This window comes from Halopelagius fulvigenes (assembly GCF_055398025.1).
Map to the genome: position 1 here is coordinate 1,521,348 of NZ_AP043846.1, position 13,091 is coordinate 1,534,438.

Annotated in this window: 15 protein-coding genes; 8 read left to right on the top strand and 7 right to left on the bottom strand. The window is 64.1% G+C overall.

Translation table 11 applies throughout. From position 1 onward, the window contains the following. The first annotated feature begins 29 nt into the window (after positions 1–29). Positions 30–551, top strand: coding sequence for a metallophosphoesterase (locus ACZ522_RS12485; protein WP_379699013.1), 522 nt, complete (start codon positions 30–32; stop codon positions 549–551). Between the two features lie 460 nt (positions 552–1,011). Here ACZ522_RS12485 and ACZ522_RS12490 read toward each other — a convergent pair whose 3' ends face one another. Then, complete coding sequence (locus ACZ522_RS12490) at positions 1,012–2,055, bottom strand: ArsR/SmtB family transcription factor (RefSeq protein ID WP_379699011.1); 1,044 nt, start codon at positions 2,053–2,055, stop codon at positions 1,012–1,014. A gap of 107 nt (positions 2,056–2,162) precedes the next feature. Here ACZ522_RS12490 and ACZ522_RS12495 point away from each other — a divergent pair, with 107 nt between their 5' ends. Together ACZ522_RS12495 and ACZ522_RS12500 are read left to right on the top strand one after the other, a co-directional pair. Next, on the top strand, positions 2,163–2,342 hold the full coding sequence (locus ACZ522_RS12495) for a DUF7859 family protein (protein WP_379699009.1): 180 nt from the start codon (positions 2,163–2,165) through the stop codon (positions 2,340–2,342). Between the two features lie 9 nt (positions 2,343–2,351). After that, positions 2,352–3,545, top strand: a complete 1,194-nt coding sequence (locus tag ACZ522_RS12500) for an inorganic phosphate transporter (protein ID WP_379699007.1) — start codon at positions 2,352–2,354, stop codon at positions 3,543–3,545. A 23-nt stretch (positions 3,546–3,568) separates the two neighbouring features. Here the strand turns inward: ACZ522_RS12500 and ACZ522_RS12505 are convergent, their stop codons facing one another. Continuing rightward, positions 3,569–5,011, bottom strand: coding sequence for a hemolysin family protein (locus tag ACZ522_RS12505; RefSeq protein ID WP_379699005.1), 1,443 nt, complete (start codon positions 5,009–5,011; stop codon positions 3,569–3,571). 146 nt (positions 5,012–5,157) lie between these two features. Between ACZ522_RS12505 and ACZ522_RS12510 the strand changes: the two genes are divergently transcribed. The 3 genes from ACZ522_RS12510 to ACZ522_RS12520 are packed head-to-tail and all read left to right on the top strand — an operon-like array spanning position 5,158 to position 6,682. Further along, positions 5,158–5,427 (top strand): glutathione S-transferase N-terminal domain-containing protein, encoded by a 270-nt coding sequence (locus ACZ522_RS12510; protein WP_379699003.1) that lies wholly within the window; start codon positions 5,158–5,160, stop codon positions 5,425–5,427. Beyond that, on the top strand, positions 5,427–5,936 hold the full coding sequence (locus ACZ522_RS12515) for a redoxin domain-containing protein (protein ID WP_379699001.1): 510 nt from the start codon (positions 5,427–5,429) through the stop codon (positions 5,934–5,936). The genes ACZ522_RS12510 and ACZ522_RS12515 overlap by 1 nt, the downstream gene beginning before the upstream one ends. 47 nt (positions 5,937–5,983) lie before the next feature. Further along, positions 5,984–6,682, top strand: a complete 699-nt coding sequence (locus tag ACZ522_RS12520; protein ID WP_379698999.1) for an L-threonylcarbamoyladenylate synthase — start codon at positions 5,984–5,986, stop codon at positions 6,680–6,682. A gap of 9 nt (positions 6,683–6,691) precedes the next feature. On the opposite strand, the gene ACZ522_RS12525 is transcribed toward ACZ522_RS12520, so the two are convergent. The 3 genes from ACZ522_RS12525 to ACZ522_RS12535 form a co-directional block, all read right to left on the bottom strand. Then, the gene (locus tag ACZ522_RS12525) at positions 6,692–7,366 is read right to left on the bottom strand and encodes a CRISPR-associated protein Cas4 (RefSeq protein ID WP_379698997.1); all 675 of its coding nucleotides are present in this window, start codon (positions 7,364–7,366) and stop codon (positions 6,692–6,694) included. A gap of 40 nt (positions 7,367–7,406) precedes the next feature. Beyond that, the gene (locus ACZ522_RS12530) at positions 7,407–8,201 is read right to left on the bottom strand and encodes an FkbM family methyltransferase (protein ID WP_379698995.1); all 795 of its coding nucleotides are present in this window, start codon (positions 8,199–8,201) and stop codon (positions 7,407–7,409) included. An 876-nt stretch (positions 8,202–9,077) separates the two neighbouring features. Continuing rightward, positions 9,078–9,644: a hypothetical protein gene (locus tag ACZ522_RS12535; protein WP_379698993.1), complete on the bottom strand. Its 567-nt coding sequence runs from the start codon at positions 9,642–9,644 to the stop codon at positions 9,078–9,080. A gap of 249 nt (positions 9,645–9,893) precedes the next feature. On the opposite strand from ACZ522_RS12535, the gene ACZ522_RS12540 reads away from it, so the two are divergent. Together ACZ522_RS12540 and ACZ522_RS12545 are read left to right on the top strand one after the other, a co-directional pair. Further along, complete coding sequence (locus tag ACZ522_RS12540) at positions 9,894–10,526, top strand: hypothetical protein (RefSeq protein WP_379698991.1); 633 nt, start codon at positions 9,894–9,896, stop codon at positions 10,524–10,526. After that, positions 10,523–11,152: a DUF2238 domain-containing protein gene (locus ACZ522_RS12545; RefSeq protein WP_379698989.1), complete on the top strand. Its 630-nt coding sequence runs from the start codon at positions 10,523–10,525 to the stop codon at positions 11,150–11,152. Before ACZ522_RS12540 ends, ACZ522_RS12545 begins: the two co-directional genes overlap by 4 nt. Before the next feature lie 246 nt (positions 11,153–11,398). Here the strand turns inward: ACZ522_RS12545 and ACZ522_RS12550 are convergent, their stop codons facing one another. Together ACZ522_RS12550 and ACZ522_RS12555 are read right to left on the bottom strand one after the other, a co-directional pair. Beyond that, positions 11,399–12,757, bottom strand: coding sequence for a DUF7845 domain-containing protein (locus tag ACZ522_RS12550; protein ID WP_379698987.1), 1,359 nt, complete (start codon positions 12,755–12,757; stop codon positions 11,399–11,401). Continuing rightward, positions 12,754–12,963, bottom strand: coding sequence for a hypothetical protein (locus ACZ522_RS12555; RefSeq protein WP_379698985.1), 210 nt, complete (start codon positions 12,961–12,963; stop codon positions 12,754–12,756). Before ACZ522_RS12555 ends, ACZ522_RS12550 begins: the two co-directional genes overlap by 4 nt. Positions 12,964–13,091 lie beyond the last annotated feature (128 nt).

Below are 13,091 nucleotides of genomic sequence, written 5' to 3' on the forward strand. Positions count from 1 at the left end.
CCTCTACCTCGCCCCCGTACACCGATTCGATGCTCGTCGTCGTCTCCGATACGCACAGCACCGACTCGCACCGCCTCTCCGGTCGCACCGCAGACGCCGTCCGAGAGGCCGACGTCGTCGCCCACGCCGGCGACTTCATGCGCGAGTCGGTCCTCGACGAGTTCGTCGCGGAGTCCGACCGCTTCTTCGGCGTCTTCGGCAACAACGACGACGCCGGAATCCGCGAACGCCTCCCGGAGGCCCGGACGTTCACCTACGGCGGCCTCACGTTCGCGATGACCCACACGCGACGCGGCGGCCCGACGGCGCTATCGCTGTTCGGGCGGGAACGCGGCGCGGACGTGGTTCTGTTCGGACACAGTCACCGCCCGACGTTCGACGCCACGGGCGAGGTGGCGCTTCTCAATCCGGGAAGTCACGCCCAACCGCGGGGCCACCGGGCGGCGCACGCGGAGTTGGAGGCGTTGCCGGACGGCGGCGTCCGCGGCCGCCTCGTCGAAACCGACGGCGACGCGTTCGAGACGTTCACGATACCCCCGACCGGGGAGTGAGAGGCGAACGCTCGGAGAACGGAAAACGTGCCAGGGGGAGGCACGTGCGGCCCGGGGGAGGGCCGCGAAACGGGACAGGGTACAGGCCGCACGGGTCGTCCCGGCGACGCGACGATGGAACGGGGGGTCAGCGGGGGACGGTGTCGCGTCGCGGGCGGACGGTGCGGGCGCGGCGGGGCAGGGGGGTGGGGTCCGCGCCCGCGTCGCCGGTGGGGAACCGGCGTGCCGCCCGACGTCGGGGACGACGGTTCGAATCTGGCGATTCGAACCCGGCGAGACCGAATGGCGTGATCTCGACACGGTTCGGGTACGATGGAGGGCCGAAGCGCCGTGCGCCTGCGATTCAACGTACCGTCCGCGGTACGATATAGGCTCCGTAAAGTGAAACGTCCGTTTTAGCTAACGGTGAGCGGTACGCTGCCGCCCCCGTCCGACGGCCGAAAAGACCGCGGAGCGTCGCTCACCCCCGCATCCACCAGTACGCGCCGACGGCGAGGACGGTCACCACCCCGCCGAGGAGGAACAACTCGCCGGGCGAGAGCGACGCGACGGCCGCGCCGAACGCCGCCGCCGGGTCGCCGGACCCCGCCGCCGCGTCGGTGATCGTCTGGGCCGCCTCGGTCGCCGTCTCCGCGGGCGTCTGCGTCGCCGTCGAGGCGGCGGCCTCCGTCGGTTGCCGCGTCGCCTCCGCCGTCTCCGGAACCGTCCGCGCCGCCTCCGTCGCCGTCTCCGAGGGCGACTCCGTCACCTCCGCGATGTGGAAGCCGTCGTCACCAGAACGCGAAGCGTTCCGGTTGGCGGACGAGGCGTTTCGCGTCTCGGCAACGTCACCAGACATGGTCTGGTGGGCCGACGAGCCCTGTTCGTCGACGTCGCCAGACGGCGTGGGGGTGGTTCCGCTCCGCGCCGTGGTCGCCGCCGCGGCGTCCGTTCCCGTCGTCGCGTTCGTCTCGACGCTCTGCCCGGAGAGGTTCGTCTGCGTGCCTCCGCCGCCTTCCGCACCTCCCGCGCCGCCCGCCGACCCGCCGCCACCGCGTGTCATGCCGATGGAGAAGGCGGGGCCGCCGCGTCGCGCGAGTCGGTCCACGACGACGCTCCCGAGTGCGACGACGCCGAGGCCGCCGAGCAGTTGCGAGAGCGCCGTCTGCAGTCCCGAGGCGTCGTCCTCCTGCCCGGCCACGACGACGAGGGCGCGGTCGGCGGGCGCGTAGACGGTCATCTCGCGCCCCTTCTCGGAGTACGCCGTCCCGGACTCCTCGATGAGGTCGGTGTCGGTCAGCCTCTCGAGGTGGTACTGGGCGTTCTGGATGGACGTGCCGGCCCGGTCGGCCACCTCGGAGGGCGTCGCGGGTTCCTCGTGGAGTTCGGCCAGAATCGACCGCGCGGTGTCCGAGGAGATGGCCGAGAGTAGGTCCTCGACGCCCTCGCTGTCTATCCCCACCACGCGAGGCTCCTTGTCGTCGTCGTCCGGCGGGTCTGGTCGGGAGGGAAGAATACCCGCCATCTGGAACGTTCATCCTCCTCATATGTTATTACTCTTCTCTCTTTCGGTGGCGGCGGCGTCGTCGCCGCGGCGAAACGGCTATACCTCTCCCCCGGAAAGCCCCGGCCATGTTCGCCCGTCCGCTGCAGAGTCTCGTCGATGGGTTCTTCCAGTTCGTCGCGGGGAATCCCGTCCTTGTGGGACTGGTGGTGGTCCTTCTCGCCTTCGTCTTCTTCATGTACCTCTTCGTTCGCCGAACGCTGACCGGACTCCGCGATGGCTTCGACGAGGGATATCGGGGGAAGTAGCCCGCCGCCATGGTGGCAACAGGAGTCCTCCTGACGCTCGTCGTCGCCTCTCTCGCGAGCCTGTTCATGGCGTGGGCCATCGGGGCCGGGTCGTCCGGTTCGACGCCCTTCGCGCCCGCCGTCGGCGCGAACGCCATCTCCATCATGCGCGCCGGGTTCGTCGTCGGCCTGCTCGGGTTCGCAGGCGCGGTGTTGCAGGGTGCGAACGTCACGCAGGCCGTCGGCAACGAACTCGTTCTCGGGTCGGTCCTCACCGCCACCGCCTCGATAGTCGCGCTCGTCACCGCGGCCGCACTCGTCGCCGTCGGCGTCTTCACCGGCTACCCCATCGCGACGGCGTTCACCGTCACCGGGGCCGTCGTCGGCGTCGGACTGGCCAACGGGGGCGCGCCCGCGTGGGAGAAGTACCAAGTCATCGTGAGCCTGTGGGTTTTGACCCCGTTCGTCGGCGGCGGCACCGCCTACGCCACCGCGCGCCTCCTCCGGAGCGAGTCGGTGTCCGAACGGGTCGCCGTCCCCGTTTTGGGGGGCATCGTCGGCTTCCTCGTGGCCAACATCCGATTCGCGCTCCTCGGCCCGGCGGACGCCGGCGGGATGTCGCTCGCGGGGTACGCCGCGAGTTTCCTCCCGACCGTCACCGTCGGCGGAATCGACCTCGGAACCGTCGGCGTCGCCCTGCTCTTCGCTCTGCTCACCGCCGCCGTCGTCTCGCTCGACATGCGCGAACCGGCCGCCGGTCAGCGCCACTTCCTCCTCTTTCTCGGCGGCCTCGTCGCGTTCTCCGCCGGCGGGAGTCAAGTCGGCCTCGCCATCGGACCGCTCGTTCCCCTCCTGGACGCGGTGACGATTCCGCTCGTCGTCGTCCTCGCCGGCGGCGGACTCGGCCTCCTGGCGGGGTCGTGGACCGGCGCGCCGCGGATGATAAAGGCGCTCGCGCAGGACTACTCCTCGCTCGGCCCGCGACGCTCCATCGCGGCGATGATTCCCTCCTTCGCCATCGCCCAGGCCGCCGTCGCCCTCGGCGTCCCCGTCTCCTTCAACGAGATAATCGTCAGCGCCATCATCGGAAGCGGCTACGCCGCCGGGGGAAGCGGCGTCAGCCGGGACAAGATGCTGAAGACGGTTCTCGCGTGGGCCGGGTCGCTCGCCCTCGCGTTCGCCCTCAGTTACGGCGTGTTCCTCGCCGTCAGTTCGGTCCTCTGAAAGAGACGTTCGACGACCCGGCGCTACGGTTCGCTCTCTAACTCCTGCTGTTCGTCCTCCGGCGGCGTCTCCGCTTTGGTGATTCGGGCCTTCATGATGCGGGTGTTGTCCACCTGCTCAATGCGGATGGTGATGTTGTCGTACGCTATCTCCTCGCCCTCCTCGACCAACCGGCCCGCGCGGTTGAAGATGAACCCCGCCAGCGTCTCGAACTCCTCGCCCTCCGGCAGGTCGAGTTCGAGCACCTCGTTGACCTCGTCGATGTTCACCTCGCCGCGGACCAGCGTCGTCCGGTCGTCGAGGAATTCGAAGGGCTCCTCCTCGTCGCCTTCGAGGATGTCGCCGACGATCTCCTCGACCATGTCTTCGAGGGTGATGAGGCCCTCGGTGGTCCCGAACTCGTCGATGACGATGACCATCTGCATCCGTTGGTCCTGAATCTCCGTCAGCAGTTCGTCCACGTTCTTCGACTCGGGGACGTGCAGCGTTGGTTGGACGATGTCCGCGAGTTCGCCGTCGCCCTCGCCGTAGAACTTCTCGCGGACCATGTCGCGGATGTTGACGATGCCGATGATGTTGTCGAGGTTGCCGTCGTAGACGGGGACCCGTTCGTGGTCCGCCTGCACGCACGTCTCGATGGCCTCGTCTATGGTCGCGTCCTTCGAGACGGCGTTCATGTCGAGGCGCGGCGTCATCACCTCCTTGGCGATGGTGGAGTTAAAGCGGAAGATGCGGTCGAGCATCTCGCGTTCCTCCTCCTCGATGACGCCCTCGCGTTCGCCCGTCTCGATGAGGCCCTGTATCTCGTCGCGGGTGATGTACGACGTCTCGATGGACGACCGACCGCCCGTCACCTTGTTTATCGCGCGTGTGAGGTAGTCGAAGAAGACGACCAGCGGTAAGAGGACGTACTCGGAGTACTTCAGGGGGCGGGCGATTCGGAGGGCCCACGATTCGGTGTTCTCGACCGCGTAGGACTTGGGGGCGCTCTCGCCGAACAGCAACACGAGCGTCGTGATGCCGAACGTCGAGAGGAGCACCGCGGTGCCGGGGTCGAAGTAGATGCCAACCAGTGCCGTCGCGATAGAGGACATCGCGATGTTGACGATGTTGTTCCCGACGAGGATGGTGACCAGCAGGCGGTGCGGATTAGACTTGAGACTCTGCACCGTCTTCGCGCCGGGTAGCTCCTCCTCCACCAGCGAGTCGATGCGGTGTTTCGCCAGCGAGAACATCGCTATCTCCGAGGAGGAGAAGAACGCAGAGAGACCGATGAGAAACACGATAGCGACCGCACCGGCGACGGTGACGGTCGTATCGTTGACGGGGACTGACTGCAGCACCGGTTGGAGCACCGATGCTGTAGCCGATGCAATCCCGACGAGAGATCCGGTGTCGGGCGTACTCGCACCGCCCGGAACGATAGCCCCGGCGGCGGTGTGTGTGTATAGCGGCGGCAAACCCATGCAACTACGTTCCATTGTCCGGCCCCGGAATTAAGGCTTACCCTCGGTCTGAGTCCACGAACGTACGATTTTGGCGGGTACCGCCGCTCGCAGCGTAGGTTCCCGCGAGCGAAGGTCTTAGGGACGCGTCGTCCGTACACGCGACCATGGCAGGCGACAACCCGGCGATAACGCTGTATCGCCTGCAGGCGTGCCCCTACTGCGAGCGGGTAGTTCGGGTCCTGCAGGAACTCGACCTTCCGTATGAGTCCCGGTTCGTCGAACCGATGCACTCCGACCGGAACGCGGTCAAGCGCATCTCGGGCAAGCGGACCGTCCCGGCGATAATCGACGAGAACACCGGCGTCACGATGTCCGAGTCGGCGAACATCGTGGAGTACCTCCAGAAGACGTACGGCGACGGGGGTGCGGCCTGATGCCCGACTTCGAGGTGGTCGAACTCCCCGACCCGGACGCGCCGGACGTCGGCGAGGAAGCGCCGAATTTCACGCGCCCGTTGGTGAACGACGAGTACTGGCAGGACGCGTCGCTGTCGGAACTCACCGCGGAGGGACCGGTCCTCCTCGTGTTCCACCCCGCCGACGGCGCGTTCCCCTCGACGTACGTCTGGAACGAGATTCGCGACAGGGGGTTCCCCGAGGAGCTGACCACCGTCGGCGTCTCCATCTCCTCGCCGTACGAGCACAAGACGTTCTTGGAGCAACGCGGCGTGGACGCGCGCCTCTTCTCGGATCCGAACGCCGGCGTCGCCGCCGACTGGGGCATCGAGAACGAGTTAGACGGCATGGCCGGCGTGACGGAACACCGCCCCTCGGCGTTCGTCGTGGACGAGGACCGAACGGTGCAGTACAAGTGGGTCGCCGCGGAGTGGCCGGACTTCCCCGACTACGACGAACTCGAAGACGCGGTCTCCGAGCACGCCTGACCGCTTCGGCACGCTTTTTCTCGTTCGTCGCCTCGTCCCCGACGACTATGCCGCCCACCGACGACACCACGGCTACCGACGAGGAGCTCGACGCCGCCGCCGCCGCCGTCGAAGACGGGGAACTCGTCGTCTACCCGACGGAGACGGTGTACGGCCTCGGCGCGGACGCGACGAACGCCGCGGCGGTCGAACGCGCCTTCGAGGCGAAGGACCGCCCCCGGGAGAAACCGCTCTCGATGGCCGTTCCGGACGTTGACGCGGCGCTCAGATACGTCTCGGTGACGCCGTTCGAGGAGCGATTCATGCGCGAGTTCCTCCCCGGCCCGGTCACCGTCGTCGTCGAACGCGGCGACGAACTGCCGGACGAACTCACGGCGGGCGGCGACCGGGTGGGCGTCCGCGTCCCGGACCACGCCGTCGCCCTCGAACTCCTCCGCCGCGCCGCGCCGACGCCGGTGACTGCGACGAGTGCGAACGTGAGCGGGGAACCGAGCGTCACCCACCCCGACCGGTTGGACGAGGAACTCCGGTCGGCCGTCGGGGCCGTCGTGGATATCGGTGAACTGCGTCCACCGAACCGCGAGACGCAGTCTCGCGATATCGGCGAACTCGCCGCCGACGAAAACGAGGACGAACGACTCCCGAGCACGGTCGTAGACCCCGGGCGCGGCGTCGTCCACCGGCGCGGCGCGATGGCCGACGAGGTGGAGTCGTGGTTGGCCGCCCACGAGGACGAACGGGAGTAACGAGACGGTTCACAACCCCAGCATCGTCTTCAGCGACCGGGTTTTCGTGCCGCACCGCGTTCGGTACGCGCACTCGCGGCACTTCTCTCTGTTCTCCACCCGCGAGGGGACGCCTTCCGTCGAACGGACGGTCCACAGCGTCCGGCGGTACGCGCCCTTGTTCCGGGTCGTCAGCCGAACCGTCCGCACGATGCCGTGGGCGGGGTACTCCACGAGTGCGCGGGGTATCTCTCGCTCTCGCTCCCACGCCAACGCCTTCGCCGCCGCCACCGCGCGCACGCGTTGGGGCTTCCAGACGCCGTTCTCCGGCGGCGTCCCCGGCGAGACGACTGTCGGTATCGGCGGGCCGTCCCCGACTTCGAGGAGTTTGTGCGCGACGCCGTGACAGTCCCGTCCGGAGAGGAAGGCGTCCCGCGTCGTCGGGTCGGCGAGTTCAGCCCAGTCGTCGCGGGCGGCCAGCGAATCCAGACGCTCGCGGTACGAGGCGGGCGAGACGTCGATGGGGAGGGAGGCGAGTTCGTCCGCGGACGCGTCGCCGAGTTCGCGGTATCGGAACGCGAGTTCGCGGACCGACTCCACCTCCGCGGGCGGTTCGTGGTCGTCGTACTTCTCGGCGTAGTACAACTGCCGCGGACAGTACGCCGCGCGGGCGAGGTGAGAGAACGGAATCGACTCGGGTGGCACGCGGGGTGTGGTCCCGCGATGGGTTATGAACGTACGGCCGTCACTTCTCGCCCCGGAGGAACGGTTGCCCGGACCGAATCGACCGGTCTTCGACGGCGAACCCGAACGCCTCCAGTCGGTCCCGAACGTCGGCCACCGACGACCCGGCCATCCGGAGGTGTTCGGGGTGCACCTCGCAGTAGACGAGGCGGCACGACGGGCGAGAAAGCGTCTCCGCCAGTCCGTCGAGAACCTTGTGTTCCGCCCCCTCCACGTCGATCTTCACCACCGTCGGCTCCGGCAGTCCCTCCGACTCGACGAGTTCGTCGCCGCGGCGTTTTCGCACCTCCACCCGCCCGTATCCGGATTTTCCGGGCGTGCCGACGAGACTGTGTCCCGCTGACCCCACCTTGTCCAACGCAAGTGCCAACTCGGCCGTCCCCTCCTCGGCGGCGAGTGCGTACCGGTACTGCGAGACGTTCGCGCCGTTGTGAGCGACGTTCTGCGCCAACCGGTCGGCGTTCTCCGGGTGGGGTTCGAAGGCGAAGACGGGCGGTTCGACCGCGTCGGCGGCCAGACACGAGTACAGTCCCACGTTCGCGCCGACGTCGTAGAACACGTCGTCCGGGCGGAGTTCGCCCAAGAGCGCTTCGAGCACCGGCCGTTCTTCGAGCGTATCGAGGTCGGAGAACTCGTTTCTCGTCGGGATGCGAAACTCCGCGGCGGCGTCGCCGACTTCGACGGCGTACGTCTCGCCGTGGAGGCGGTACTCCACGCCCTTGGCGAGTCCGTACCCCCGCGCCGCCAAGGGACGGACGCCGAGCGCGGTCGCCAGCCGCGCAAACGTATCAATCATGGACTATCTCTCTAGTGCCGCTCTATTAATGGATTTTGGCCGTTTTGGGTCCTCTATGTACGTGTGGGTCGGACATTGTTTCAGTATATAGATAAAATTTGCCGATGTTCGGAGAATCGGAAGACTCCCGAGAGGCCGCGGTATGTCCTCTCGTCCCCGTTTTTACGTCGGGAAGAGGGAGAACCGCCCGGATTTGAACCTCACTCGCTCACTCCGGAAGAACTCCGTTCTTCCGTGCTCTCGTTCGCCTCCGGCTCACGAGAACTCCGTTCGCTCGCTGGCTCAAACCGGCCGCTGTTCATTTCTGGCTCCTCACGTGCGTTCGTCGCACAGAAAATGCGACCGCCCGGATTTGAACTTCGGTCGTTCCGCTTCGCTCCACTCCCTAGTTCAAATCCGTGGTAACCCCACGTACCGCGGACTCGCGGGCCTCGCACACGCTACGCGGTGCTCGGTGGTGAGTTCGCGTAGAAGTGTCGCTCTGCGTCTTGCCGATCATGTAGGCCACATCGTAGACGAGATAACGGTGGTGCTTCGAGCGTGAGTTCACTCGTCGTGTCTAGCAGGTGAAATTATGCCACGGGCTAGCAAAGCCCAACAGCATGGGAGAGGATCCATTAGACTGCCCAGCCTGTGGCAACGGACTCGCTGGAGAATACGACTCCTCCGAGACGTCTGTCGAAGCCAGTTCAGATGATGAAGAGTTCGTCGCCCGAGTCAAACTCAACTGCCCGAGTTGCGGAGAACCGCTTACTGTGATTGCCATAGGGAAACGACAGGATCTCTGTCACAACCTCGGAAGATAGATTTGATACGTGTCTTACTCTCCTATATTCCCATCTTTGCATCAAAATTTAAGTACATCATTATTGAATATCACTCTGGCAGAATATCACCGAGAGAAGCACCAACACTCATGACGATACCGATCAGCAACGTCTGACTCCCCGCGACCATCGGCTCACTCCACGACACCCGACCCCAGATCGTCATCAGGCCGATAGCCGACGCTCCAGCGATACTGATAATGGCAACTGGCCGTAACGGCATGACTCCCAAAAGCCGGTCTTCGCCAACCCGTTCGAATTCACCGGCGTGCAACACACCGAAAACGAGAGCCATTCCCAGGAGGGCCGTCAGGCAGAGAAACGACGGACGACCCGCAATGAACCGTCCAATTTCGAGTGCGCCATCCTCGACTATCATCGGCATCCCAAAGACGAAACTCCCGACCAGCGCTTCCCCGGCATCACGGGGGCCGAATTGGCCTTGGAATCGACCGATCACGCCGTGGGGGCGAACGTGTCGCGCGGTTCGCATCGTTTCCCGCACTTGTTCTAACTCTTCCTCTCTATCGACGATCGCCTCGAGCTCCGCCAATTTTGTCAACACGTCATCGATATTCACTTTGCTATCGGTTTGCAGTTCGTCGGAACGCGCCATTAGCACGTACTGACTGCACCCTGACTTATGATTCCCAGTCGTCGTGGATGTCGACGACTACCGTATGGACGGGGAGAATCACGCAGGGGATTATGAAAACGAGACGAGAGAGCTCCGAGACTATTTCGCGTTGGCCCCCTCCTCACTTTCTCTCACAGGTATGCCTGATCTTACTCGCAGACCTAGTCCTTCTGTAGTAGGACATCGGAGTGACTTACTAAGTAGCCGTCTAAGTCGTCGGAACGAGTGATGAGTGACCAGGACCGGGAACGGATTTTCGACGGTAGCGTTCACGACGTTCTTGAACGGTTGTTCCGAAGCGGTCGGATGAACGCAATCGTCGCGTGGTTGTTGATCAGCGTTCTCTTGATGGTTTTCGTCGAGAGCCTCCTTGATTCCGACCTCCAGTGGATAGTGTTCGTCGCGGTAGCAGGCGTCATTGTTCTCCTGCCACCGGGCGTCTACCGTGACTGGCGCGTAATGCTTCCCTGGGAATTACTGCTACTCGCGTTGTTACCGATTCTCGTCCGCGGATTATTTGGCGGAACCGTCGGCATTTTCGCCTCGTATCTCGCTCTGGCGGCACTGGCGTTGCTCGTCACTGTTGAGCTACACATGTTCACCGCACTCAAGCTCACTCACTGGTTCGCCATCGTCTTAGTCGTGTTGACCACGATGGCGTGGGCCGCAGCCTGGGGAATCCTCCGATGGCACCTCGACCGCCTGTTCGAGACCACCTACCTCTCGACGAACGAAGTACTCATGGTCGAATTTCTCTGGGTAACACTTGCTGGGTTGACGGCCGGCGTTCTGTTCGACGTGTACTTTAGCCGTCGAGATCGCCAGCTCTGGCAGGCGATTCAGCAGGTGGTGCGACGATGAGTCTCCTACCGCGCCCCTCGACTCGGAACCAGATTCGCCTGACCCGGGGGATGCAGCTTGTGTTGGCTGGTATCGTTGCGTATGGAGTGGTTGCAGGCCAACCCAAGGCGATCGTCAACGGAGGGGTTGCGTTGCTCATGACGTTCCTTCCGGCTATCTTCGAGCGCAACTATCGGTTCCCGCTCGATCCGTGGCTAGGACTGTGGGTCACGACCGCCGTATTTCTCCATACGCTCGGGTCAGCCGGGCTGTACGGTCAGATCGACTGGTGGGACCACCTCACCCACTCGATGTCGGCCTCCCTGGTTGCAGCGGTCGGATACACCGCCGCCCGGGCCATCGACATCCATGACGAGAAGATCATCATCCCCCGGAAGTTCCTTTTCGTCTATATTTTCGTGGTTGTGCTCTCGTTTGGAGTCATCTGGGAGCTGTTCGAGTTCGGCCTCGATATCGTCGCCGATGAAACCGGACTGACGATGCCGTTGGCTCAGCACGGTCTCGCCGATACGATCGCGGATTTGACCTTCAACTCGGTTGGAGCACTGATTGTGGCGATATTCGGACACGTACACCTCACTAACGTCGCTTCAACCCTTCGAAGCCAATTGTGGTTGAATGAGTGAATCTTAATCGCATTCATTCATCCAAATGAGATGTCGAGATAAAGGGTACTGTCTAATTAAGTCAGCTTGAGGAGTGAGCAAGTCCGTGAGTTAATCGACCAAGATGCTCGCAGACCTGCTCAGTGAGCCGTTTACGCCGGATTTAGAAGAATATTGGAGAGAGTGAGCGGACGGCGACGCCCGTCAGGACGTTCGCATATAACAGAAAGAGGGTCAGACGAGTGTTGCCACTCACGAGTCACTGCGTTACCAGGTGATTTTCTTCCCCACGCTCCCGCCCACGTTTGCCGTTCCGTCGAGGTTCTTCACCACGTAGCTGAGGCAGGTGAACACTGCCGGGTCTCGACCGGCGTTACACCACGCGTCGAAGCCTTCCTGAAGGACGTCTTCGAGCGTCGGAACCTTCGACGAGGCGAGTGTCGACATGACCGTGTCGAAGCGAATCTTCCCGCCGTCCTCGTCTATCTCCTCGAACGATGCGCCGTACTTGTTCATCCACCGCTGGATAGCCGAGTCCGCGGCAGACCGCGTCTCGACGTTCGCGAGACGGGCAACCGCGTTCACCCCCTCCTCCACGAACGACTCGACGCGTTCGACGATAGCGGTGATCTCTTGGCGGACCTTCTCCGAGGAGAACCGAACCAAGCCATTGTCGTTCACCACCACTTCCCCGCGGAGGACGTTGATGAGCGTCTCTTCGACTTCGCGCAGGAGTTGGTCACGGTCACGCCACTTCACCGCCGACCCGCCCGAGCGGTACTCCCCGGCGATTCCTTCGGTCGTGTTGAGCGACTTGTGAAACGCGACGGCGAACTTCGGTGACGAGAGGGGGTCGTCTCGACTCTCCTTCGAACGGACGTACTTCGGATGGTAGCACTTCAACCGCTTTCCGAGCGAGTGGTTCTCTACGAGCTTACTCGACGCGAGCGGGTCGAGGGCAAATGCGTGCCGTTTCCCGACGATGTCGGTGTTGTCGCCCTTGTACACCCACTGCGCGTCTTTCTCCTCTGAGAGGAGGTGCATGATTTTGTAGAACACGCCGGTCGACCGAGTGAGCTTCTTCGCATACTCACGGACGAGCCGGACGTACAGTTCGGTGGTGGCAATGTTCGAGTCTCCGAGCGGCCGGTTGAAGTATCGTCGAGAGAAGTCGGTGCGGGCTTCCTCGGCGAACGCCTGGAGGGTGTGCTGAAGGATGAACAGGTACTCGTCGTAGGTCAGGTTCGACCCCTGAACGTGAATCTGAACGCCTTCGCCACCGCACCACGGGCGTTTCATCTCCTCGCCGTCGGGTTTCTTCTGGCCATCCCACCGCGGCGAAAAGACGAAGTCGGCCTTCTGTTCGCCTGGTCCCTCGGCGTGAATCTTGAACTCGTAGGCGCGCTCAGACTGAATTGGGTCGGAGTCGCGCGGGGCGATACCTGTCTCGGCATTATAGTTCATCCGTGCGACCCACACCTCGTCTCCGATCTCGTAGGTGAGCTTCCGGTAACCATCGAACTCGCGAATACAGAGGTTCGACAGCGCCCAGTACGGCGAGAGGCCATTATCGGTGAACCATAGGAACATGTCCACCTCGTGGAAATGCGGCGCGACGTGGCTCATGCCGCTATCACCGCCAGATTCCCGAGAGCGACCACCGCACCGACGGCGCCGAGCAGATAACCGTATATCGAGACGCACCGCTCGTCGACGAACCGAGCGGCGACGATGAGACCGATGGCCGCGAGGACCGCGACGGCGACCTTCAGGACGCCGATTGCGATTCCGACCGCGGTGGTGAGCGCGTCGAGGCCGTGACCTATGACCACGGCCAGACCGGGACGGTTCAACGCCCGCCACCCCGGACTGCGCGACGAACGTCTTTGTCAGTTGCGTCGAACGCGGGATGACGAATGACCGTCCCGTTGGCGATGTCGTAGAGTGCCGAGGCGCGAAC

What these genes read in the sequence shown, in the direction of transcription:
- ACZ522_RS12485 (WP_379699013.1), top strand. Translation starts at nt 30, where the DNA reads ATGCTCGTCGTCGTCTCCGATACGCACAGCACCGACTCGCACCGCCTC.
- ACZ522_RS12490 (WP_379699011.1), bottom strand. Translation starts at nt 2,055, where the DNA reads ATGGCGGGTATTCTTCCCTCCCGACCAGACCCGCCGGACGACGACGAC.
- ACZ522_RS12495 (WP_379699009.1), top strand. Translation starts at nt 2,163, where the DNA reads ATGTTCGCCCGTCCGCTGCAGAGTCTCGTCGATGGGTTCTTCCAGTTC.
- ACZ522_RS12500 (WP_379699007.1), top strand. Translation starts at nt 2,352, where the DNA reads ATGGTGGCAACAGGAGTCCTCCTGACGCTCGTCGTCGCCTCTCTCGCG.
- ACZ522_RS12505 (WP_379699005.1), bottom strand. Translation starts at nt 5,011, where the DNA reads ATGGGTTTGCCGCCGCTATACACACACACCGCCGCCGGGGCTATCGTT.
- ACZ522_RS12510 (WP_379699003.1), top strand. Translation starts at nt 5,158, where the DNA reads ATGGCAGGCGACAACCCGGCGATAACGCTGTATCGCCTGCAGGCGTGC.
- ACZ522_RS12515 (WP_379699001.1), top strand. Translation starts at nt 5,427, where the DNA reads ATGCCCGACTTCGAGGTGGTCGAACTCCCCGACCCGGACGCGCCGGAC.
- ACZ522_RS12520 (WP_379698999.1), top strand. Translation starts at nt 5,984, where the DNA reads ATGCCGCCCACCGACGACACCACGGCTACCGACGAGGAGCTCGACGCC.
- ACZ522_RS12530 (WP_379698995.1), bottom strand. Translation starts at nt 8,201, where the DNA reads ATGATTGATACGTTTGCGCGGCTGGCGACCGCGCTCGGCGTCCGTCCC.
- ACZ522_RS12535 (WP_379698993.1), bottom strand. Translation starts at nt 9,644, where the DNA reads ATGGCGCGTTCCGACGAACTGCAAACCGATAGCAAAGTGAATATCGAT.
- ACZ522_RS12540 (WP_379698991.1), top strand. Translation starts at nt 9,894, where the DNA reads ATGAGTGACCAGGACCGGGAACGGATTTTCGACGGTAGCGTTCACGAC.
- ACZ522_RS12545 (WP_379698989.1), top strand. Translation starts at nt 10,523, where the DNA reads ATGAGTCTCCTACCGCGCCCCTCGACTCGGAACCAGATTCGCCTGACC.
- ACZ522_RS12550 (WP_379698987.1), bottom strand. Translation starts at nt 12,757, where the DNA reads ATGAGCCACGTCGCGCCGCATTTCCACGAGGTGGACATGTTCCTATGG.